Below are 21,085 nucleotides of genomic sequence, written 5' to 3' on the forward strand. Positions count from 1 at the left end.
GATACACAATGAGTGATATTATGACCCCGATTTCTTTCGGGCAATTAGTAGATTGGATTTTAGAGGAACACAAGAACCACGGCACGGTATTTGGAGAACATCATGCATACCATGTAGATGAAAAATATAACAGGACCATCTTCGGACGTCCTCTTGAAACACCGGTGGGACCTGCAGCAGGTCCTCACACGCAGCTTGCTCAGAACGTGGTGGCAGCCTACTATACAGGAAGCCGCTTCTTTGAACTGAAGACAGTTCAGGTTATGGATGGTGCCGAACTGGCAGCCTGTGTAAACAAACCCTGTATCGCAGCAGTAGACGAGTGCTATAACTGCGAGTGGTCTACGGAACTTTATGTTCCCCAGGCTATGGAAGAGTACATCAAAGCATGGTTCTTGCTGAAAGTTATTTCAAAGGAATTTGGTCTTGGTAGTATGGATGGATTCCAGTTCAACATCAGTGTGGGATATGACCTGGAAGGAATTAAGTCTGAGAAGATTGACAATTTCTTAAATACAATGAAGGAAGCAAAGGATTCCGAAATTTTCCGCTCCTGCAAGCAGTATCTGCTGGATAATGTGGAGAAATTTCAGAAGATCACGAAGGAGGATATTGAGAATATCCAGTCTGATATCTGTAATTCTGTGACAATTTCGACTCTGCACGGATGTCCCCCTGAAGAGATCGAGAAAATAGCCATGTATCTGATTACAGAAAAAGGTTTTCATACCTTCATTAAATGTAATCCCACATTATTAGGCTATGAATTTGCCAGAAAGACAATGGATGAGATGGGATACGACTATATCGCGTTCGGTGATTTCCATTTCAAAGACGACTTACAGTATGAAGATGCAGTGCCGATGCTTACACGCCTCATGAAAGTCTGTGAAGAGAGGAACCTGGAATTTGGTGTTAAAATCACAAACACATTCCCGGTAGACGTAAAGCAGAATGAGCTGCCCAGTGAAGAGATGTATATGTCTGGAAAATCACTGTATCCGTTGTCTATTACTCTGGCTGCAAAGCTTGCAAAAGAATTTGACGGAAAGCTTCGTATTTCCTACTCAGGCGGCGCGGATTATTTCAATGTCAAAGGAATTGTGGACGCGGGAATCTGGCCTGTTACACTGGCAACGACAGTGCTCAAGCCCGGCGGGTATGAAAGATTTCTTCAGATTGCAAAAGAAACACAGACAGAGCATGCTGCATTTGAAGGTGTCAGCGCAAAAGCGTCTCAGAAGCTGGCCGATGATGCAAAGGTTAATCCTCATCATGTAAAAGCAATCAAGCCTCTTCCGACCCGTAAGGTAGAAAGAAAACTGCCTCTTTTAGACTGTTTTATCGCCCCATGTAAAGACGGATGTCCGATCAACCAGGATGTTCCGGAATATCTGAGGCTTACAAGCGAAGGCAAGTACGAAGAGGCCATGGAAGTCATCACGGATAAAAACCCATTGCCGTTTATTACAGGAACAATCTGTGCACACAATTGTATGACAAAATGTACCCGCAATTTTTATGAAGATCCGGTACATATCCGGAACGTGAAACTAGTAGCGGCAGAGAACGGCTATGATGCGTGGATTAAGAAAGTTACCCCGGCTCCTATAACAAAAAAAGGAAAAGCGGCAGTTGTGGGCGGCGGCCCGGCCGGCATGGCAGCAGCATATTTCCTGAGAAGAGCAGGAATGGAAGTTACGCTGTTTGAGCAGCATGACTCTCTGGGCGGTGTACCTCGCCATGTCATCTCCGGATTTAGAATGACAAAAGAAGCCATCGACAAAGATGCGGCAATTATAGATGCTGTGGGCGTGGATGTGCAGTATCATACAAGGATAGAAAGTGTAAAGGAACTGCAGGATAAAGGCTATACCTCCATAATCCTTGCAATCGGTGCATCCAAACCCGGCACATTAAATCTGGAGGAAGGCGAGACTGTAAATGCAATTGAGTTCCTTACAAAATTCAAAGAGACAGACGGAAACTTTGAAGCGGGAAAACATGTGGTTGTCATCGGCGGCGGAAACACGGCAATGGATGCTGCAAGAGCAGCAAAGATGACCAGGGGCGTAGAAACTTCTTCTCTTGTGTACAGAAGAACAAAACGCTTTATGCCGGCTGACGAGGAAGAGTTAATCATGGCACTTGAGGACGGTGTAGAGTTTAAAGAACTGCTTTCACCGGTCAAACTGGCAAACGGAGTTCTCACATGCAAAGTCATGAGGCTTGGGGACTACGATGCTTCCGGCAGAAGAGGTGTAATCGAGACGGATGAAACCCGGGAAGTACCGGCAGATACAGTTGTTGTTGCAGTGGGCGAGAAAGTGGAAACAGAATTCTATCAGGCAAATGGAATCAACGTAAATGAGCGGGGAAAAGCTCTTGTAAATGAAGAAACAAATGAGACTAATGTAGACGATGTCTATGTTGCAGGTGACGGCCTCGGCGGTCCTGCCACCATTGTAGAAGGCATCCGTGACGGAAAAAGAGCGGCAGAGGCAATTATCGGAAAAGTTCTCTCCAAAAACCAGCACATTCAGGCGCCGGAGGAACAGGTTTACGCAAAGGAGGGCATCCTGAAAGTTACGCAGACAGGAAAAGAAGAAGGAGAGCGCTGTATTTCCTGCTCCAGTATCTGTGAAAACTGTGTGGAGGTATGTCCAAACCGTGCAAATGTTTCCATTAAAGTTCCGGGAATGCTCCAGCATCAGATTATTCACATAGATTACATGTGCAACGAATGCGGTAATTGTGAAAGTTTCTGTCCATATCTGAATGCTCCGTATAAAGATAAGTTTACATTGTTTGCAAAAGCAGAAGACATGCAAGACAGTACAAACGAAGGCTTTGCAGTGCTGAATGCGGATAAACTTACATGTCAGGTCAGATACCTGGGAGATATCTTTACATGGACAAAAGGCGAGGAGACAAAACTTCCCGTCGGACTTCAGCAGCTGATGGAAACTGTAGTTCGAGAGTATTCATTCTATTTAATGTAAGAGACAATGATAAAAACATATCAGAAAGGCATTTTGAAAGACCGGCCCTCTCTGCTTGATGCACTGGGGCTGGAGAATTTAAAAAGACCGGTTGTTTCCGTGGTGGGGGCAGGAGGAAAAACAACAACGATCAAAAAAGCGGCAGAAGAGTACAGGCAAAAAGGAATCCCTGTCATCGTTACAACAACGACACATATGATGGCGGAGGATCGCCCCTGCTTTCTGCTGACCTCCTCCCTGGAGGAAGTAAAGGAAACGCTTAAACGGGAAGGTATGGCATGGCTTGGCCGTCCGAATGAGGCAGGTAAGATGCGTGCACCTTCTCCAGAGTTACTGCATCAAATCATAAGTCTGGGCTGTCCGGTTCTGATAGAGGCGGACGGCGCCAGACGACTTCCACTGAAAGTTCCGGCAGACCATGAACCGGTAATACTTTCGGAAACGACACATGTAGTAAATGTATATGGACTGGATGCTTTAGGGAAAACTTTTGAAAAAATATGTTTTCGGGCAGATATTGCTTTAAAGCTGCTCGAAAAAAAAGAAACCGACCTGGTTACAGAAAAGGATATTGTTAGATTGGCATTTAACAACCTGGCGGGACAAAAGGGGATCACCTCTTCTATGTCATACCAGGTTGTTTTAAATAAGGCAGATACGCCTAAAAGAGAAGAAGCTGCTCTTACCATCTGCAGGCTTTCTGAAGAAATAGGTAAAATGAAGCTGACGGTGACAGCGAGAGAAGGACAGGCAAAAAAATGAGAATATTAATCAGAGGTGCCGGGGATCTGGCAACCGGCATTGCCTCACGCCTCTATCACGGCGGACACCAGATTATAATGACAGAGATAGCAGTTCCCCTGACGGTGCGCAGAATGGTTGCGTTTTCCAGAGCTGTCTATGAAGGACAGGCAGAGGTGGAGGATATGACGGGGATCCTTGTGCATTCTATGGAGGAAGTCAATGCAGTTATACAGGACGGGGACATACCGATTATTGTGGATGAAAGGGCAGAGATTGCACAGGAATACAAACCGGATGTTGTTGTAGATGCCATCCTTGCCAAGAAAAATCTTGGGACAAGAATGACAGATGCTCCTTTTGTTATTGGAGTAGGGCCCGGATTTACCGCCGGCGTGGATTGCCATTGCGTGGTGGAGACGAAAAGAGGGCATACTTTAGGCACGGTGTCGTATGACGGCAGTGCCATTCCAAATACCGGTGTTCCGGGAAATATAGGAGGCTTTACAACAGAGCGCCTGATCCGCGCCAGTGGGAACGGACGCATGGAACCTAAAGCCTCTATTGGTGATATGGTAGAAAAAGGACAGGTTGTGGCTGTAACCGGGGGGCAGGAAGTGTATGCCCAAATGAGTGGTATTGTCCGGGGGATGCTGCAATCCGGTGTACAGGTGTGGAAGGATCTGAAGATTGGGGACATTGATGCCCGCTGTGAAAAGTTTCACTGTTTTACAATTTCCGATAAGGCAAGGTCCATTGGAGGCGGAGTTCTGGAGGCAGTCACAGGCTTTGCAAATATCCGAAATAAATATGCAATTGTAGTTTTGGCAGCGGGAAGAAGTATGCGTTTTGGCGAAGAGAATAAGCTGCTCGCCGCAGTTTCAGGCAAACAGCTGTATACACATACATTAGAATGCCTGAAGGGATTTGGGGGTTGTAAAAGGTTTGTTGTAACAGGGTACCATGAAATCCAAACAAGAGCAGAAGAGATGGGGATGTGCCCAGTGATAAACCGGGAGCCGGAACTTGGAATTTCCCATTCCATTCAGCTGGGCTTGAAAGCCTGTCTCGATGAAAACCCGAATATACAGGGAGTTTTGTTTTCTGTAAGTGATCAGCCCAATCTGCATCCGGCTACAATACAAAGGCTGTTGAATTCAGCCGGTCTGCACAAAGGGCGGATTATATGTACAGCGCATCAGGGAAGACCGGGAAATCCCGTTCTCTGGGATAAAACGTTTTTCCCCAAATTAATGGCCCTTTCCGGTGATAACGGCGGAAAACAGATTATGGCCGAAATTCCTGATAAAATCCGATATGTAGAAGCCCATGCAAAAGAACTTCAGGATATTGATTATATAAGTGATATTTCTGATTTAGATTACAGAGAGTAGAATTTATTCAAGAAAGAGAGGTAACAAATGTTTAAGGTTCATGTAAATGGAAAGGACTATCAGGTCGAACAGGATAAAAAGCTCATGCGTTTCCTGCGGGATGATCTCCACCTTACATCAGTAAAAGACGGCTGCAGTCAGGGAGCCTGCGGTACCTGTACAGTCCTTATAGATGGAAAGACAACCCGGGCCTGCATTCCCATGATTTCCAAGCTGGAGGGAAAATCAATTGTAACAGTGGAAGGCTTAAGTGACAGAGAAAAGGAAGTATACGCCTATGCTTTCGGCAAAGCGGGAGCTGTACAGTGTGGATTTTGTATCCCGGGTATGGTAATGTGTGCTAAGGGTCTGGTCGATGTGAATCCTGATCCCACACGGCTGGAGGTAATTGCAGCAATCCGCAATAACATCTGCCGCTGCACAGGGTACAAGAAGATTATTGACGGCATTCTTTTAAGTGCAAAAATTTTGCGGGATGACCTTCCTGTAGAAGAAGCTGAAGGTGTTGTTGCGGTAGGCGATGCGATTTTGAGGATTGATGCCAAAGAGAAAGTGCTGGGTACAGGTGAATATCCAGATGACATTTATCTGGACGGCATGATATATGCAAGTGCGGTACGTTCAGAATATCCAAGGGCAAAAGTACTGGCAATCCATTCGGAGGAAGCAAAGGCTCTGGACGGTGTAATCGGTATTTTTACAGCGGAGGATATTCCAGGCAGTGTAAAGGTAGGTCATCTGAAGCATGACTGGGATACCATGATTGCAGTGGGAAAGACAACCCGCTATCTGGGCGATGCCATCTGTCTGGTTGCCGCCGAGACACCGGAGATTCTGGAGAAGGCAAAGAATCTCATAAAAGTGGATTATGAAGTGCTTGAACCAGTGTTAGATCCATTTGAGGCAATGAAAGAGGATGCGCCTTTAGTACATTCTACAGGAAATGTCCTGGCCCACGAGCATCTGGTCAGGGGCAATGCAGACGAGGTAATAGCAAAATCAAAATATAAAGTAACGAAACACTATGAAACGCCCTGGACGGAACATGCTTTTCTGGAGCCCGAGTGTTCGGTGGCAATGCCTTTTGATGACGGTGTGTTCCTATATTCCACGGACCAGAGTACGTACGACATACAGCATGAATGTTCACTTATGCTGGGGCTTCCGGCGGAAAAAGTCATTGTAGAAAATAAACTGATAGGCGGCGGATTTGGAGGAAAAGAGGATGCCAGTGTGCAGCACCTTGCAGCTCTGGTCGCATATCTGACAAAAAGAATTGTAAAAGTAAAATTCTCTAGGCAGGAGAGTATTGTAGTCCATCCGAAACGTCATCCTATGTGGATGGATATTACATCGGCTTGTGATGAAAACGGGTATCTGACGGCTATGAAAGCTGTTGTTGTTTCAGATACAGGTGCCTATGCGTCTCTTGGCGGCCCTGTATTGCAGAGAGCCTGCACACATGCCGCAGGACCCTATAATTTCCAGGTAATTGATATCGACGGAAAAGCAGTGTATACAAATAATCCGCCGGCAGGAGCTTTTAGAGGTTTCGGAGTGACCCAGACCTGCTTCGGATCCGAGCGCAATCTGGATCTGCTGGCAGAGATGGTAGGAATTTCACCCTGGGAAATTCGTTACCGCAATGCAATTCGTCCCGGACAGGTGCTTCCCAACGGACAGATTGCCGATGCTTCCACAGGATTTGTGGAGACTCTGGAAGCTGTAAAAGATATCTGTGAAAGTGAGCCTTATGTGGGTATTGGCTGCGCCATGAAAAATGCCGGTGTGGGTGTTGGAATCCCTGACTGGGGACGCTGCCGCCTGCTGATTCGTGACGGAAAAATCGAGATTCATGCAGGTGCATCCTGTATCGGACAGGGACTTGGAACAGTTCTTATCCAGGTGGTTTCCGAGACAGTGGGTGTTTCAATCGATAAGATTAAATACTGCCTTCCGAATACTGCCCAGGCACCGGATGCGGGGACTACTTCCGGTTCACGTCAGACGCTGATAACCGGAGAGGCGGCAAAACGCGCATCAGAATTGCTGAAAGCGGAGCTTAAGAATCATACACTGGAAGAGCTGGAAGAAAAAGAATTCTATGGCGAATACCTTGCGAAGACAGATAAAATGGGAGCCGATGTACCAAACCCGGTATCACATGTGGCATATGGATACGCAACGCAGCTCTGTGTTCTAAATGAGGACGGTACCATCAAGAAAATAATTGCGGCACATGATGTGGGAAAGGCGGTTAATCCAATCAGTGTAGAGGGTCAGATTGAGGGTGGAGTTGTTATGAGCCTTGGATTTGCTCTTACAGAAAAATATGAGATAAAGGACGGGTACCCTGTATCCAGATTTGGTACTTTAGGCCTCTTTAGGGCAGATAAGGTGCCGGAGTTAGAACCTATTATCATAGAAAAACCAGGCATTGATGTAGGCTATGGGGCAATAGGGATTGGAGAAATTACATCTATTCCCACAGCACCGGCTGTTGCAGGGGCATACTATAAATTGAACGGAGAATTTCAGACAATACTTCCTTTGAAAGGAACTCCTTATAGTAAGAAAAAATAATAAAATCTGCCAGATGAAAATATGATTACTTATAAATTTTCACCCGGCAGATTTTATTTATTGTTTTCGAGTTGTGCTTAAAAACAACTTGGAGTATAATAGATTTATAAAACTTAAGGAGAAAAATGATGAGAAAAACTCAAAAAGTGGGAAGTGTATTGTTAACAGCAGCTTTGACAGGAGCATTAGTCTTAGGTTGCGGCTCAGAAAAGAGAGCAAGTAAAGCAGATGATACAAAGGCAGCAGCTTTGATGGTTGCGGCTGCAGCCAGTCTGCAGTATTCTTATGAGGACGAGCTGATCCCGATGTTCGAAAAGGAAAATCCAAATATTACAGTGACAGGAACCTATGACAGCTCGGGAAAGCTGCAGACCCAGATTGAAGAAGGTATTGAAGCAGATGTATTTATGTCAGCGGCAGTAAAACAGATGGATGCACTGATTGACGAAAGTTTGATGGACAAGGATACGGTTGTAGATCTTCTGGAAAACAAAATTGTACTGATCACCGCAGCAGATTCCACATTAGATTTGAAAGAATTTACGGATATCACGAAAGTACAGACTGTTGCAATAGGTGATCCCGCCAGCGTGCCTGTAGGCCAGTATTCCCAGGAAGCTTTGACAAACTTAGGTCTTTGGGATGAAATATCTGCAAAGGCGAGTCTGGGAACAAACGTAACCGAAGTGTTGAACCAGGTGGCTGAAGGAAGTGCAGAGGCAGGGATCGTATATGCCACAGACGCGGCAACTACAGAAAAGGTAAAAGTAATAGCAGAGGCACCTAAGGACAGTCTTGCCGAACCTGCAGTTTATCCGGTAGGTGTAGTGACAGCGTCTAAGAATAAAGGAGCTGCACAGAAATTTGTGGATTTTCTGGGAACCGATGAAGCAATTGCTGTTTTTGAAGATTACGGATTTATCCGAAATAAATAAGGCGACAGTTTGGCTTCCAATAAATACGGAGGGTAAGATGGATTTTTCACCAATACTTATATCAATGAAGACCGCCTCTGCAGCTATTGTTTTTACTTTTTTTGCGGGAATAGCGTTTGCGTACTGGGTGGTAAACATGAAACATGAAAAAATGAAAATGATTTGCGATGGATTGCTTACCCTTCCTCTTGTCCTGCCGCCTACGGTTGCGGGATTTTTCCTGCTTTATGTATTTGGGGTGAAGCGGCCGCTGGGAAAGTTTTTTTTAAATTTCTTTGGAGCGAAGATTGCATTTTCATGGTCTGCCACGGTACTGGCAGCTGTTGTAATGTCCTTGCCCATGATGTATCGTTCTGCAAGAGGAGCTTTTGAGCAGGTAGATCCAAATCTGCTTTATGCGGGGAGAACATTAGGAATGTCTGAATGGAGTATATTCTGGAAGATATTGTTTCCCAATGCTCTCTCTGGAATTCTCTCCGGAGGAATTCTCTCCTTTGCCAGGGGACTTGGAGAATTTGGCGCTACAGCCATGATTGCAGGAAATATAGCAGGAAAGACTCAGACCCTTCCTCTTGCTGTTTACTCTAAAGTAGCAGCCGGGGACATGCAGGGAGCATACCAGTATGTATTGATTTTAGTTGTATTCTCTTTTTTGGTGGTGACAGGCATGAATTATGTTACTTATGTATATCAGAGATATAACCGGAGGTAACCAGGTGAAAAAGTTACGGGCAGATTTCAGAAAAAAACTAAAGAATTTTGATTTACAGATGAATTTTGATATGGAGGAAGGATGCCTTGGCATACTGGGAGCCTCCGGATGCGGAAAAAGTATGACGCTGAAAACAATAGCGGGAATTGTCACTCCGGATTCAGGAAAGATTGAGACGGAAAGAACTGTATTTTATGACAGCGGTGAAAAGGTTAATCTGACACCCCAGAAAAGAAAAGTGGGTTATCTGTTTCAGAATTATGCACTGTTCCCCAACATGACAGTGGCAGAAAATATTTCTGCGGGAATCCGTCATACTCAAGAGAAGAATAAGAAACACAGAACACTCAGACACAGTGTCCGGGAACAGGTGAAAGTCCTTATAGAACAATTTCACTTAGAAGGTCTGGAGAATCAATATCCGGTAAAGCTTTCCGGCGGCCAGCAGCAGAGAACGGCATTGGCACGGATACTGGCATCACGGCCGGATATTCTGCTTTTGGATGAGCCATTTTCGGCGATGGACAGCTATCTGAGAGAGGAGCTTCAGATAGAGATGGGCAATAGACTGAAGGCCTTTTCTGGATGCAGCATCATTGTCAGTCACGACAGAGATGAAATTTATAAATTATGCTCACACACCATGATTATGGGGGACGGTTCAAATATCATTTTTGAGGAGACAAAAAAGCTCTTTGATCAGCCTCGCTATATGCAGGCGGCAAGACTGACAGGGTGCAAAAACATTTCCAAAGCAGAGCGTGTAGGGCCTCAAAAGATTCGGGCAATCGACTGGGGGACCGAATTTTACATTGACAGAGAGCTGCCCGAACAGTTATCCTATATAGGAATAAGAGCCCACGATTTCGTCCCCGTAGATGTGAATGATGATCGCCGTGAGAATGTTATTCCGGTGTATCCCTGTGGCATGACAAAGGCACCCTTTGAATGGACCCTGCTGTTTCAGAACAAAGAAAATCCAAAAGGGAATCTGTGGATGAAGCAGGAGAGGGGAAAAGAACATATACCGGAGAAAGTGTGGGTGGATCAAAACAAGATTCTGCTTTTGAAGTGACAGATAAGAATATAAGCGGGATCTGCAGAACACATGTAAAGAAGGTGGGGTTATGTTTCATCCGTTTATACAGCTGAAAATATATAATGAAGAACTGGTATGCGGTCCCGGTTTGATCACTCTGCTGGAGTTCCTTAGAGGGGCGGATTCGATGAAAGGGGCCTGTGCTGAGATGGGAATGTCATACAGTAAAGGCTGGAAAATTGTAAACAGAGCAGAGAGAGAGCTGGGATATGACTTGCTTGTCAGGCAGCACGGGGGCAGCAGAGGCGGCAAATGTGAACTGACAGAAAAAGGAGAGTCACTGGTAACCAGATTCCGGCAGATGGAGAAGCAGGTCAATGCTTATGCAGAGACTGCGTTTGAAGAATATTTTCCCGAGTATTTGCCTTACGACTAAATGGAAGAGTTCCATACTCAGGATTTAGTGGATTTTAAACGTCGATTCATGTATAATTAGAAAATGCTGCTGAAAATCATAATACAAAGGAGATCGATATTATGTGGACTTCGGTAAACAAAGCGATGGCTTATCAGAATGGTTATATACGTTAGGCGAAGTCCAATGACCACTGATGCGCCGCCGCATCTGCGGCCATTGTCTTCTGTTGTCTATAAACAAATCATACCAGACAATTGTGAAGGTATTGTGTCAATATCTGGAATTCTTTATTAAAATTCTTAAAGGAATATGAAGCGCAGTCTTACTGCTTTTTGTTAACAATATGCATACTGTTTTTTGCACTGTCCTGCCATTTTCCCTTCTTTTCTTCATACATCTTACGAAGCCATTCTACTGCGGAATCCATCCCCTCATCGGACATTGGGAATGCAGAGGATTCTTTCTCAGAGTCGGGGGTGTTTTCAAAAGACCAGGGTTCAGGATATACTGTCAATGTGAATGTCTCTTTGTTGTCATCCACTTTAAAATAGTATCGCATACCGCCATGGCAGCCGGAGAATGGTTCCTTTTTCAGACCCCCTATGGGAATCAGTTTCTTATCTATCATGATATGGCGACTCCTGACTCTGCTATATGCTTCTTAATGGCTTCAAAACTTTCCTTACTGAGGATGTGTTCCATCCGGCAGGCATCAGCAACTGCAGTGTCTTTATCCACTCCGAGTGCCACCAGCCACTTACTGATTAATTCGTGGCGCTCATAAATCATTTCCGCAATTTCTCTTCCTGTATCTGAGAGGGTAATAAATCCTTCCTTAGATACGACGATATGATCCTTCTCACGGAGATTTTTCATCGCTACGCTGACACTAGACTTTTTGAAACCCATCTCTTCGGCTATATCTATAGAGCGCACAGTGGGATGCAGCTTGCTTAGTATTAAAATAGTCTCCAGATAATTTTCAGCGGATTCAGTTGTTTTCATAAGTACTCACCTCAATTTCAAAAAAATACAAATATTTGCTAACGCTATGGTACCATATTTGCAGAGTTTGGGCAAATATATTGTGGCAGTATGATCGGTAAAAACTATAAAATTTTTCTAAAGGGTTACTTGACAATTGCAACATGTTAGCATATACTAACTATAGACAGAAAATAGTGAAAACAATTATCAACTAATCGAAAGAAGATGAGACATGATGCCATTGACAATGGTAAAAGAAGGAGAACCAAACAAAATCCGCAGGGTCGGAGGAAAAGATAAAATCAAAAGATTCCTGAAAAATTTAGGCTTTGTTGAAGGGGCGATTGTCACAGTCGTTTCTATAACGGGTGGAAATATGATAGTCAATGTAAAAGAATCCAGGGTGGCCATTGGTAAAGACATGGCAAATAAAATCATGGTTGTCTAGGGAGGATGAAATAATGAAGACATTAAAAGACATTTCGTGCGGGCAGACGGTCAAGGTAACCAGGCTGACCGGAGCAGGGCCCATAAAGAGACGTATCATGGATATGGGAATTACAAAGGGAGTAGATGTTTTTGTAAGAAAGGTAGCACCCCTGGGAGATCCCATGGAAATAACAGTGAGAGGATATGAATTATCTGTAAGAAAAGCAGATGCAGAAATGATTCAGGTCGAATAGACCAAAGAGAATATTTCTGCATCAACTTTTTACAAGGGAGTTAGAGGAATCTAATTAGAATTAGAAAGATCTAATCAGAATATTGGGTTTGAATATTAGCAGCTCGAATATATGAGAGCTGTTTTAGGAGGAGAAAAGAAAGATGGCTATTAAAATTGCGCTTGCAGGAAATCCGAACAGTGGAAAGACCACTTTGTTCAATGCACTGACCGGATCCAATCAGTTTGTTGGCAACTGGCCCGGTGTTACGGTGGAAAAGAAAGAAGGAAAACTTAAGGGAAACAAGGGTGTTGTCATAACAGATCTCCCCGGAATTTATTCGCTTTCACCTTATACTCTGGAGGAAGTGGTCGCAAGAAATTATCTGATCAATGAAAGGCCCGATGCAATACTGAATATCGTAGATGGAACAAATCTTGAGAGGAATCTTTATCTGTCAACGCAGTTGATGGAACTGGGAATCCCGGTTATCATGGCAGTTAACATGATGGACATAGTGGAAAAGAACGGTGACAAGATATATATTGATAAGCTTTCCAAGAAACTGGGCTGTGAAGTTGTAGAAATTTCAGCTTTAAAGGGTACTGGAATTCGGAATGCTGCTGAAAAGGCGGTTGCTGTAGCAAACGAAAAGAAGACATCTCTACCGGTACATACATTTGCACCGGAAGTAGAGAGTGTACTGTATGCTGTGGAGGGAAAGCTGGGGAGTGATGTTCCAGATTACCAGAAACGGTTCTTTGCAATTAAACTTCTGGAGAAGGATGACAAGATATCTGAACAGATGAAAGTTGTTCCGGATGTAACGAAGGAAATTGATGAAATAGAAACAAAAATGGATGATGATACAGAAAGTATTATCACAAATGAAAGATATGTTTACATTACATCTATTATAGATAAGTGTTATACCAGGAACAGAAAAGAACAGATGACGATTTCCGATAAGATTGATCGAATAGTTACGAACCGTTTTCTGGCGCTTCCGATTTTTGCACTTGTTATGTTTATTGTATATTATATTTCAGTAACAACCGTAGGAACCTGGGTGACAGACTGGACAAATGACGGTCTGTTCGGAGACAGCTGGAGCTTTTTCGGACGCACAGTCCCCGGAATCCCTGTACTTGCAGGCAATCTGCTGGAAGCAATCGGTGTTGCACCGTGGCTGGAGGGCCTGATTCTGGATGGTATCATAGCCGGTGTGGGAGCTGTGTTGGGATTTGTGCCGCAGATGCTGGTATTGTTTATTTTCCTCGGATTCCTTGAGGGTTGTGGATACATGGCCAGAGTCGCATTTATTATGGACAGGATCTTCCGAAAATTTGGACTTTCAGGAAAGTCCTTTATTCCCATGCTGATTGGAACCGGATGCGGCGTTCCCGGTATTATGGCGTCCCGTACCATTGAGAATGAAAGAGACAGAAAAATGACAATTATGACTACCACATTTATTCCCTGTGGCGCTAAACTTCCAATCATTGGTCTCATTGCAGGTGCATTGTTTAATGGAGCACCCTGGGTTGCGCCAAGTGCTTATTTTGTAGGAATCGCAGCAATCATCTGCTCAGGAATTATTTTGAAGAAAACAAGGCTTTTTGCAGGAGATCCGGCACCTTTCGTTATGGAGCTCCCGGCATATCATCTGCCCACAGTAGGAAATGTACTCCGCAGCATGTGGGAGCGGGGCTGGTCCTTTATTAAAAAGGCAGGAACAATCATCCTCCTTTCTACAATCGTTGTTTGGTTTACATCCTACTTTGGCTGGATTGACGGAAAGTTCAGAATGTTGGATGTGGTGGAACTAGATCACAGCATACTGGCAAGGATAGGAAGAACGTTTGCATGGATATTTGCTCCGCTTGGCTGGGGAAACTGGAAAGCGGCAGTTGCGGCTATCACCGGTCTGGTAGCAAAGGAAAATGTGGTCGGTACATTTGGAATCCTGTATGGTTTTGCAGAAGTGGGAGAAGAAGGAAACGAGATTTGGGGTTCTCTTGCAGGCAGCATGACTCAGATTTCCGCATATTCGTTCCTAGTATTTAATCTTTTGTGTGCACCTTGCTTCGCAGCCATGGGAGCTATCAAGAGAGAAATGAATAGTACAAAATGGTTCTGGACAGCTATAGGCTATCAGACTATACTGGCATATGTAGTCTCATTGTGTGTATATCAGGCTGGCACATTTATAACAACAGGAAAATTTGGTATAGGAATGGCTGCAGCAATTATACTAATTATCGGGTTTATTTATCTGCTGATCAGACCATATAAAGAGGGCAATACTTTCAAAGTCAAACTGAAAGGTGCAGCGCAGTTAAAACAGTGATCGGCATTGAGAGTATACCTGAGGTGAAAATAGTTTGCAGTGAAAGGAGGCGGATTTTATGGGAACAGTTATAGTGGGAGCAGTTCTTGCAGGAATAGTCGCATTAATCATCCGCAAAATGGTGCATGACAAGAAGAACGGAAAATCTCTTCAATGCGGCGGAGATTGTGGAAATTGCGGAGGACACTGCGAGCGATAAGGAGGCCCATATGAGTGTAGTAATAATCGGAGGACATGACCGCATGGTATGTCAATATAAAAAGCTCTGCAAGCAATATAGATGCAAAGCTAAAGTGTTTACCCAGATGTCTGCAAGTCTAGGCAAACAGATAGGAAGTCCGGATGTAATCATACTTTTTACCAATACAGTTTCACATAAAATGGTAAGATGTGCAGTGGAAGAAGCAGGGCGTTGTAACGCGGAGGTCCTAAGATCCCACACAAGCAGTCGGAGTGCACTTGAAGAAATATTGTGCAGCGTTTGTTCAGGGTGCGAGGGCTGTGCAAGCTGTGAAAAGGCCAGGTTAAGAGCATAGATCAGGAACATAAGAAGACCGTCTGCAGCTTATATCTGCAGACGGCCTTCTTTTTATATTAGCTGTATATAAAGTGCCACAGTTTCCAGGGGATCGCTATCTTTATCCAGGACAGCATGGATAACTCTGGCATTCTGTCCGGCCTTGGAATAGTGGATATCGGTGGGGTTTCCGGCTTGATCTCTTATAAAAGTCGTTTCATTTACTGTAAATTTTATGCATTTTTTGATATCCTGAGGATTCCCGACACAAAGATAATTATTCTCAATATCCACCTGGGCAATCTGATCCATAGTATATGTCAGTGAAGACAGATGGTCTTTCTTTATTAATATTAAAAAGGCGTTTGACTGGGGTGGATCGCTTCGAGTCTTAACAGGAGAGTATATTGCATCCACGTACATGCCTTTATGAATAGCATTCATATCTGTGGGAGAACCGTCGGAATCTAGAATCACGGTGTTTCTATTTATATTCAACCTCAAAAGTTCAATAAACTGCATCAAGCTTATTCCAGGACTAATATAGGAAATCAGAACATAACTGTTTTCATCTACAGCACTGTAGGTAGATTCCACCAGAGCATTCTCTACAACCATAATGCTGCCATGCTGAGTGGTTGTGCCTCTATTATCATTATTCATTTCTTACCATACCATGCTTTTATCTTTTCTATATTATTATATGAAAAAATACCGAACTTTGACTTTATATCTGAAAACCTAAAATAATAATATTAATTATTAGATTGTTGTAAAACCCTGGCTGTAGTTAATCAGAGCCTCGGTGATTGGCTGGTTTGCTTATGTTATTTTTGGGAATAAACCAATTATATAAAAGGGCACTGTTCCGCAGAAGAATATCTACGGAACAGTGCCCTTTATATGATGCAGGCTGTGGTTCTATTTTATTGCCTTCTGTGCAAATTTTGTGACTACTAAATCTTTATAGGGTGCACGTGAATCCAGTTCTCCTGCACTTTCCAGAATATCCTGAAGAAGGTCAAAGCTGCTTTCCTCAAACACTAAATTGTCTTTCCAGGTTTTCTGATCATAGTATCTGGTTACAATTTTCGTAATAGTGTCAAGGTCCGTCTCAGGGAACTGTGGTTCAATGGCCTTTGCAATCTCTTCCGGAGTATGGGACTGTACATAATCCATCCCCTTTTGGAGAGCATTGACAAAATTCTGAATGATAGCAGGGTTTTTGTCTATAAAACTTTGTTTTGCACTGTAGGCCGTGTATGGTACGTAACCACTGTCCTCCCCGAGAGAGGCAACAACATAACCCTTGCCTTCAGATTCCAGAGAAGTGGCTCCTGGCTCAAATTCGACTGTATAATCGCCTTTTCCTTCTGAAAATGCAGCAGCAGTTGAACCAAAGTCAATGCTCTGATTGATTTCCAAATCTGCAGCAGGATCAATATCGTTCTGTTTTAGTATATATTCGAATACCATCTCAGGCATTCCGCCTTTTCTTCCACCCAGAACAGTGCTGCCTTTGATGTCATCCCAGGAAAAGTCCGGCATTTTTTCTCTGGCAACAAAAAAGTTTCCTGCTCGCTGTGTGAGCTGTGCAAAGTTAACGACATAGTCCTTTGCGCCTTCATTATAAGTATAAATGGATGCTTCAGAGCCCATAAATCCAATGTCTGCTTCGCCTGAGATCACGGCAGTCATAGTCTTATCGGCACCGAAACCGCAGATTAGAGTAAGGTTAATATCTTGTTCTTCGAAATAACCCTCTTCAATGGCTACATACATAGGCGCATAGAAAATGGAATGAGCTACCTCGTTTAAGGTAATATCCACCATTTCCTTTTTATCTTCCTGTGAAGCGCAGGCAGACAGTACGATAACCATCACTACTGAAAGCAGCGCTGCAAATAGCCGCTTCTTCATAAGATTCCTCCCATAAGCTGTTTATCTCCTAATAATATATGAAAAACTTATAAATTGGTTCGGCATTTCCTGCTATATAAAAAAGAACCTCAGATTTTGTCATCCGAGGTTCTTGTGGAAGAGAACTTAATAGGTCTTGTTCGGCTTGTGATTTATTATGGCTCCTGCCGCCATAACAACCGCAAATACGATTAGAAAAGCAATTACAGCGGTTCCGTGTGCAAAGCAGGCTGCAATTACCATAAATACGCAGCTTGCCAGAGATATGCATGGCATAATTATACGATTGAAAAAGTTAACATCTTTTCCTTTTTTCATAAACATAAGAAAAATAGGAATGTACAAAGCGTAAACTGTAACAATGGGCAATTCGGAAGAATCAAAGGTAAAGAATCCGAACCATGTATCAGTCAGATTAGCACCGAAAAAGTAGAACAGCCAGATTGCACAGAGAAGTACTCCTGCAATCGCGGAGTTTACCGGCATGTTGGTGGTGGAATCTATATGGCTGAGCACCCTGGGATTTGGTCCAAGGCCTCTTGCCGCAATGGAATAAATTCCGCGGGTACAGCCCATCATCAGTCCGTTCAAAGTACCCAGGCATGAAATAACAACAAACACAAACAGCACTGTGCCGCCCAAGGAGGAAAAAACAGTCTGAAATGCCATCTTCGCCCCTGTCTCACCGTTTGCCATCATGACTTCATTTTCAACTGTCCCGGCTATACCTATATAGTACAGTATATAAACAGCCATAATGATAAAAGTACCCGTTATTAAAGCAAGCGGAAGATTCTTTTTTGCATTCTTCAATTCTGCGTTGATACTGGTTGCAATGATCCAGCCCTCATATGCAAAACTTGCTGCAATGACTGCGGTAAACAGGCCATTGGAGGAACTTTGTGAGACATAGTGGGTGAAATTATAATTTGTCATTCCACTGTGAATTCCAATAGCTGTACCCACGACTGCCATTAAAAAAAGTGGGATCAGTTTAATGATTGTCGTACTCACCTGAAATTTTCCGGCAAGAACAGGGGACAAGGCATTTAATGCAAAACTTGCCACCAGGTAAAGGCATGCAATCGTCATACATTCTCCTCCGGCAATAGGAAAGTCCAGGAGTACACAGGTATAACGTGCAGATGCCCACGCCAGCACGGAGGTAATTGCAGGATAATAAATAATCGACATAAACCAGCCAATATAGTATGCATATTTCTTTCCAACTGTGGCCTCGGCATAGTCCACCAGACCATTTACATATTGATATTTGGTTGCCATAACGGCAAAAGTATATGCACAGGAAATCATAATGACACCGCCAATCAGCCAGGCAGCAATCCCCTGTTTTAAATTCCCCCCTGTGGCGGTCAAAATCTTTTCTGCTTTAAAAAATACACCGCTGCCGACAACGATCCCGATAACCATTGCAACAACTGTGAAAAAACCGTATCTCTTTTCTAATTTCGGTTCCATAAATCAAGCCCTCCAATTCCTCCATGATTTAGATTGACAGAATCAATGTTAATTTTTTCATAGATTTAGATAAATTTCATCAAGTTTTTGTTTCTATAAAAAAGCAAAAACGGGAGCCCGAAATAACATACTTCTTCGGACTCCCAATTTAAAAATATAGTTAATAATTATCATGATCCTCTTCAAAGGGATCATCGTAATCATCATCATATTCGTAATTGTTATTTCCTGATCTTGAAGCAATGGTTAAAATGAGGAATACCACTGCAAGAAATAGACCGGCAAGTGCACCGAATAATAGCCACCGTTCATTTCCACGTCTAAGAAATGCACACACAGCACCTCCGATATAGAAAAGCATGGGCAGTATAAAAGCAAAAATTGTACGCTTTGTTCTCATAATAAAAAGAAGCAGTCCGGACACAAGCATACACAGTGCAAGTATGATATAAGTAAGTCCGGAGGAGGAGTTGTTTCCGGATGAAATATTATTCAATCCTGCGAGTAACCCTTTATATGTAAAAAGTCCAAAGGCAATAATGGAAACAATACCAAAAATAATACGTAAAATCTTGAATCTGGGCTTCGGCTTTCCCCTTTTTTCAGCACTCTTGGCAGAGGGCTGTGAAACTGCCTTCTTCCGGGAAGCTGCGGGCTGGGAGGACGCTGCTTTTTTCTTGGGAGTGATGCTTGGGGTATCTGCCGGCCTTTTGCTCTTGGCAGTTCTCTTCCGTGGGTCGGATGCAAGCATATCTTCATAATTTTGCTTCATAGCTTTTTCTCTTTTTTTTCTCACCTTTTCCGGTGGGATATTCCCATAACTCTGGGTCCGGCCGGAATGTTCCGGAGCGGGAGCTGACGCGGAAGCGGGCTTTTCTTCTTTGGGAGCAATGACTTTCTTTTTTGGCTCTGCTTTTGGTTCATTCTTCACTGAATTTACCAGGGTTCCTTTATGATTAGAAGCAGCTGCCTCTGCTGCTTTTTTTGCTCTTTGTTTGTCTAAATTCCACTGCTTTTTACAATCTCTGCAGACGGCATATTCATTAAAGACAGGCTTTCCATTCGCATCAACGCCTACTTGTCTTTTCTGCAATTCTACATCTTTTCCGCATTTCGGACATCTCATTTATGCATTCCTCTCTTTCTCTGATGCTTTTAATGGCTTTATTATAGCATCTTGTCTGTCTAAGGACAATGAAAAAATGCAATATTTTGACATACTATGTCGAAAAGCACCGCCATATTCAGAATGGCGATGCTTTTCCTGGGAAACACTATAATACTATTAAAGTATTATCTTGAGGGGAATCATTCTACAGAACCGTCTTGTCTGGATTTTTTCCCTTTGGCTGCAGGAGTCTGGTATTGGTACAGATCGTTATAGGATTCCAGTTCTGCATCACTTAAAGGTGCGGAAGGAATCAGACCTGTACAGTCCATGGACGATGCTGCATTTGATAAATAGTCATAATCATCAATTATTTTTTGATTTTTTTTATTATCCATCATGAATCTCACCTCAGAAATAGTATTTACCTATGTAAAAATTGTATTCTGCGAAAAATATGGTATACTTAGTAGAAAATGGAAAAGAGGGATAGAATGAACTTTATCGCAGACACCCATGCACATACACTGGCCAGTGGGCATGCCTACAGTACAATCCGTGAGATGGCAGCTGCGGGAGCTAAAAAAGGGCTGCAGGCACTTGCATTGACGGAACATGCTCCGGAAATGCCCGGCACATGTCATTTATATTATTTTCAGAATCTTGATGTGGTTCCTAGGGAAATAAACGGACTGCAGATGCTTTTTGGCACTGAATTGAATATTATAGACTCCGAAGGAAATGTTGATTTGTCTGAAAAATTATGCAAAGAACTGGATATCGTTGTCGCCAGTATGCACACTCCGTGTTTTCAGGAAGAACCCACAGTCGAAGCAGTAACAAAGGCTTATGTGGAAACTATGAAGAAACCATATGTGAATATTATAGGACATCCGGATGACGGACGTTTCCCCATAGATTATGAAGTGTTGGTCAAAGCTGCAAAGGAGACAAATACACTGCTGGAGCTGAATAATTCTTCACTGCGTCCTCAAAGTTCCCGGCAGAACACCCGGGAAAATATGCTGATATTGCTTGACCTGTGTAAGCAGTATGAAGTGCCGGTTACGACGGGAAGTGATGCTCATGTGGATGTAGACGCGGGAAATTTCTCTAATATTGAGAAGATTCTGAAACATTGCAATTTCCCGGAAGGGCTGGTTGTAACAACAGAATTTGAAAAGCTGAAACCATATTTAAATCTCTATAAAAGGTGGACTTTATAAGTTTAGTGTGCT

Annotated in this window: 21 protein-coding genes; 14 read left to right on the forward strand and 7 right to left on the reverse strand. The window is 43.3% G+C overall.

The window, feature by feature from the left end; translation table 11 throughout:
• Positions 1 to 8: 8 nt before the first annotated feature.
• The 8 genes from ygfK to BN3456_RS13435 all read left to right on the forward strand — a co-directional run bounded on the left by ygfK (position 9) and on the right by BN3456_RS13435 (position 10,842).
• Positions 9 to 3,002, forward strand: coding sequence for a putative selenate reductase subunit YgfK (ygfK, locus tag BN3456_RS13400; RefSeq protein ID WP_089984846.1), 2,994 nt, complete (start codon positions 9 to 11; stop codon positions 3,000 to 3,002).
• A gap of 6 nt (positions 3,003 to 3,008) precedes the next feature.
• Complete coding sequence (yqeC, locus tag BN3456_RS13405) at positions 3,009 to 3,764, forward strand: selenium cofactor biosynthesis protein YqeC (RefSeq protein ID WP_089984847.1); 756 nt, start codon at positions 3,009 to 3,011, stop codon at positions 3,762 to 3,764.
• Positions 3,761 to 5,137 (forward strand): selenium-dependent molybdenum cofactor biosynthesis protein YqeB, encoded by a 1,377-nt coding sequence (yqeB, locus tag BN3456_RS13410; RefSeq protein ID WP_089984849.1) that lies wholly within the window; start codon positions 3,761 to 3,763, stop codon positions 5,135 to 5,137. The genes yqeC and yqeB overlap by 4 nt, the downstream gene beginning before the upstream one ends.
• 27 nt (positions 5,138 to 5,164) lie before the next feature.
• Entirely contained in the window at positions 5,165 to 7,720 is a 2,556-nt protein-coding gene (gene xdh, locus BN3456_RS13415; protein WP_089984851.1) for a selenium-dependent xanthine dehydrogenase, read from the forward strand.
• Positions 7,721 to 7,845: 125 nt separating this feature from the next.
• A complete protein-coding gene (gene modA / locus BN3456_RS13420) occupies positions 7,846 to 8,655 on the forward strand; it encodes a molybdate ABC transporter substrate-binding protein (protein ID WP_347458063.1) in 810 nt (269 codons plus the stop codon).
• 37 nt (positions 8,656 to 8,692) lie between these two features.
• Positions 8,693 to 9,367, forward strand: a complete 675-nt coding sequence (gene modB, locus BN3456_RS13425; protein WP_089984855.1) for a molybdate ABC transporter permease subunit — start codon at positions 8,693 to 8,695, stop codon at positions 9,365 to 9,367.
• Between the two features lie 4 nt (positions 9,368 to 9,371).
• Positions 9,372 to 10,442, forward strand: coding sequence for a sulfate/molybdate ABC transporter ATP-binding protein (locus tag BN3456_RS13430; protein WP_242862884.1), 1,071 nt, complete (start codon positions 9,372 to 9,374; stop codon positions 10,440 to 10,442).
• A 52-nt stretch (positions 10,443 to 10,494) separates the two neighbouring features.
• Positions 10,495 to 10,842 (forward strand): winged helix-turn-helix domain-containing protein, encoded by a 348-nt coding sequence (locus BN3456_RS13435; RefSeq protein WP_089984857.1) that lies wholly within the window; start codon positions 10,495 to 10,497, stop codon positions 10,840 to 10,842.
• A gap of 304 nt (positions 10,843 to 11,146) precedes the next feature.
• On the opposite strand, the gene BN3456_RS13440 is transcribed toward BN3456_RS13435, so the two are convergent.
• Together BN3456_RS13440 and BN3456_RS13445 are read right to left on the reverse strand one after the other, a co-directional pair.
• On the reverse strand, positions 11,147 to 11,452 hold the full coding sequence (locus BN3456_RS13440) for a hypothetical protein (protein WP_089984859.1): 306 nt from the start codon (positions 11,450 to 11,452) through the stop codon (positions 11,147 to 11,149).
• A complete protein-coding gene (locus tag BN3456_RS13445; RefSeq protein ID WP_089984861.1) occupies positions 11,449 to 11,829 on the reverse strand; it encodes a metal-dependent transcriptional regulator in 381 nt (126 codons plus the stop codon). The genes BN3456_RS13440 and BN3456_RS13445 overlap by 4 nt, the downstream gene beginning before the upstream one ends.
• A 214-nt stretch (positions 11,830 to 12,043) precedes the next feature.
• Here BN3456_RS13445 and BN3456_RS13450 point away from each other — a divergent pair, with 214 nt between their 5' ends.
• The 5 genes from BN3456_RS13450 to BN3456_RS13470 all read left to right on the forward strand — a co-directional run bounded on the left by BN3456_RS13450 (position 12,044) and on the right by BN3456_RS13470 (position 15,359).
• On the forward strand, positions 12,044 to 12,259 hold the full coding sequence (locus tag BN3456_RS13450; protein ID WP_089984863.1) for a FeoA family protein: 216 nt from the start codon (positions 12,044 to 12,046) through the stop codon (positions 12,257 to 12,259).
• Positions 12,260 to 12,272: 13 nt separating this feature from the next.
• Positions 12,273 to 12,494, forward strand: a complete 222-nt coding sequence (locus BN3456_RS13455) for a FeoA family protein (protein WP_089984865.1) — start codon at positions 12,273 to 12,275, stop codon at positions 12,492 to 12,494.
• A 142-nt stretch (positions 12,495 to 12,636) separates the two neighbouring features.
• Positions 12,637 to 14,823, forward strand: coding sequence for a ferrous iron transport protein B (gene feoB, locus BN3456_RS13460; protein WP_089984867.1), 2,187 nt, complete (start codon positions 12,637 to 12,639; stop codon positions 14,821 to 14,823).
• Between the two features lie 58 nt (positions 14,824 to 14,881).
• On the forward strand, positions 14,882 to 15,022 hold the full coding sequence (locus BN3456_RS13465; protein ID WP_089984869.1) for a FeoB-associated Cys-rich membrane protein: 141 nt from the start codon (positions 14,882 to 14,884) through the stop codon (positions 15,020 to 15,022).
• A gap of 10 nt (positions 15,023 to 15,032) precedes the next feature.
• The gene (locus BN3456_RS13470; protein ID WP_089984871.1) at positions 15,033 to 15,359 is read left to right on the forward strand and encodes a DUF2325 domain-containing protein; all 327 of its coding nucleotides are present in this window, start codon (positions 15,033 to 15,035) and stop codon (positions 15,357 to 15,359) included.
• 53 nt (positions 15,360 to 15,412) lie between these two features.
• Here the strand turns inward: BN3456_RS13470 and BN3456_RS13475 are convergent, their stop codons facing one another.
• The 5 genes from BN3456_RS13475 to BN3456_RS13495 form a co-directional block, all read right to left on the reverse strand.
• A complete protein-coding gene (locus BN3456_RS13475) occupies positions 15,413 to 16,003 on the reverse strand; it encodes a hypothetical protein (RefSeq protein WP_141654525.1) in 591 nt (196 codons plus the stop codon).
• Positions 16,004 to 16,261: 258 nt separating this feature from the next.
• Entirely contained in the window at positions 16,262 to 17,260 is a 999-nt protein-coding gene (locus BN3456_RS13480) for an ABC transporter substrate-binding protein (RefSeq protein WP_089984875.1), read from the reverse strand.
• Between the two features lie 126 nt (positions 17,261 to 17,386).
• Positions 17,387 to 18,739, reverse strand: coding sequence for an APC family permease (locus BN3456_RS13485; protein ID WP_089984877.1), 1,353 nt, complete (start codon positions 18,737 to 18,739; stop codon positions 17,387 to 17,389).
• A 160-nt stretch (positions 18,740 to 18,899) separates the two neighbouring features.
• The gene (locus BN3456_RS13490) at positions 18,900 to 19,865 is read right to left on the reverse strand and encodes a hypothetical protein (RefSeq protein ID WP_089984878.1); all 966 of its coding nucleotides are present in this window, start codon (positions 19,863 to 19,865) and stop codon (positions 18,900 to 18,902) included.
• Between the two features lie 182 nt (positions 19,866 to 20,047).
• A complete protein-coding gene (locus BN3456_RS13495) occupies positions 20,048 to 20,248 on the reverse strand; it encodes a hypothetical protein (RefSeq protein ID WP_089984880.1) in 201 nt (66 codons plus the stop codon).
• A gap of 93 nt (positions 20,249 to 20,341) precedes the next feature.
• Here BN3456_RS13495 and BN3456_RS13500 point away from each other — a divergent pair, with 93 nt between their 5' ends.
• On the forward strand, positions 20,342 to 21,073 hold the full coding sequence (locus BN3456_RS13500; protein WP_089984881.1) for a phosphatase: 732 nt from the start codon (positions 20,342 to 20,344) through the stop codon (positions 21,071 to 21,073).
• Positions 21,074 to 21,085 lie beyond the last annotated feature (12 nt).

The organism is Clostridium sp. C105KSO13, from assembly GCF_001517425.1.
In the GTDB taxonomy this organism is placed as follows: domain Bacteria; phylum Bacillota; class Clostridia; order Lachnospirales; family Lachnospiraceae; genus Muricomes.

Bases quoted from the DNA above. Each gene is read 5' to 3' on its own strand.
- ygfK (WP_089984846.1), top strand. From the start codon at position 9: ATGAGTGATATTATGACCCCGATTTCTTTCGGGCAATTAGTAGATTGG.
- yqeC (WP_089984847.1), top strand. From the start codon at position 3,009: ATGATAAAAACATATCAGAAAGGCATTTTGAAAGACCGGCCCTCTCTG.
- yqeB (WP_089984849.1), top strand. From the start codon at position 3,761: ATGAGAATATTAATCAGAGGTGCCGGGGATCTGGCAACCGGCATTGCC.
- xdh (WP_089984851.1), top strand. From the start codon at position 5,165: ATGTTTAAGGTTCATGTAAATGGAAAGGACTATCAGGTCGAACAGGAT.
- modA (WP_347458063.1), top strand. From the start codon at position 7,846: ATGATGAGAAAAACTCAAAAAGTGGGAAGTGTATTGTTAACAGCAGCT.
- modB (WP_089984855.1), top strand. From the start codon at position 8,693: ATGGATTTTTCACCAATACTTATATCAATGAAGACCGCCTCTGCAGCT.
- BN3456_RS13435 (WP_089984857.1), top strand. From the start codon at position 10,495: ATGTTTCATCCGTTTATACAGCTGAAAATATATAATGAAGAACTGGTA.
- BN3456_RS13440 (WP_089984859.1), bottom strand. From the start codon at position 11,452: ATGATAGATAAGAAACTGATTCCCATAGGGGGTCTGAAAAAGGAACCA.
- BN3456_RS13445 (WP_089984861.1), bottom strand. From the start codon at position 11,829: ATGAAAACAACTGAATCCGCTGAAAATTATCTGGAGACTATTTTAATA.
- BN3456_RS13450 (WP_089984863.1), top strand. From the start codon at position 12,044: ATGATGCCATTGACAATGGTAAAAGAAGGAGAACCAAACAAAATCCGC.
- BN3456_RS13455 (WP_089984865.1), top strand. From the start codon at position 12,273: ATGAAGACATTAAAAGACATTTCGTGCGGGCAGACGGTCAAGGTAACC.
- feoB (WP_089984867.1), top strand. From the start codon at position 12,637: ATGGCTATTAAAATTGCGCTTGCAGGAAATCCGAACAGTGGAAAGACC.
- BN3456_RS13465 (WP_089984869.1), top strand. From the start codon at position 14,882: ATGGGAACAGTTATAGTGGGAGCAGTTCTTGCAGGAATAGTCGCATTA.
- BN3456_RS13470 (WP_089984871.1), top strand. From the start codon at position 15,033: ATGAGTGTAGTAATAATCGGAGGACATGACCGCATGGTATGTCAATAT.
- BN3456_RS13475 (WP_141654525.1), bottom strand. From the start codon at position 16,003: ATGAATAATGATAATAGAGGCACAACCACTCAGCATGGCAGCATTATG.
- BN3456_RS13480 (WP_089984875.1), bottom strand. From the start codon at position 17,260: ATGAAGAAGCGGCTATTTGCAGCGCTGCTTTCAGTAGTGATGGTTATC.
- BN3456_RS13485 (WP_089984877.1), bottom strand. From the start codon at position 18,739: ATGGAACCGAAATTAGAAAAGAGATACGGTTTTTTCACAGTTGTTGCA.
- BN3456_RS13490 (WP_089984878.1), bottom strand. From the start codon at position 19,865: ATGAGATGTCCGAAATGCGGAAAAGATGTAGAATTGCAGAAAAGACAA.
- BN3456_RS13495 (WP_089984880.1), bottom strand. From the start codon at position 20,248: ATGATGGATAATAAAAAAAATCAAAAAATAATTGATGATTATGACTAT.
- BN3456_RS13500 (WP_089984881.1), top strand. From the start codon at position 20,342: ATGAACTTTATCGCAGACACCCATGCACATACACTGGCCAGTGGGCAT.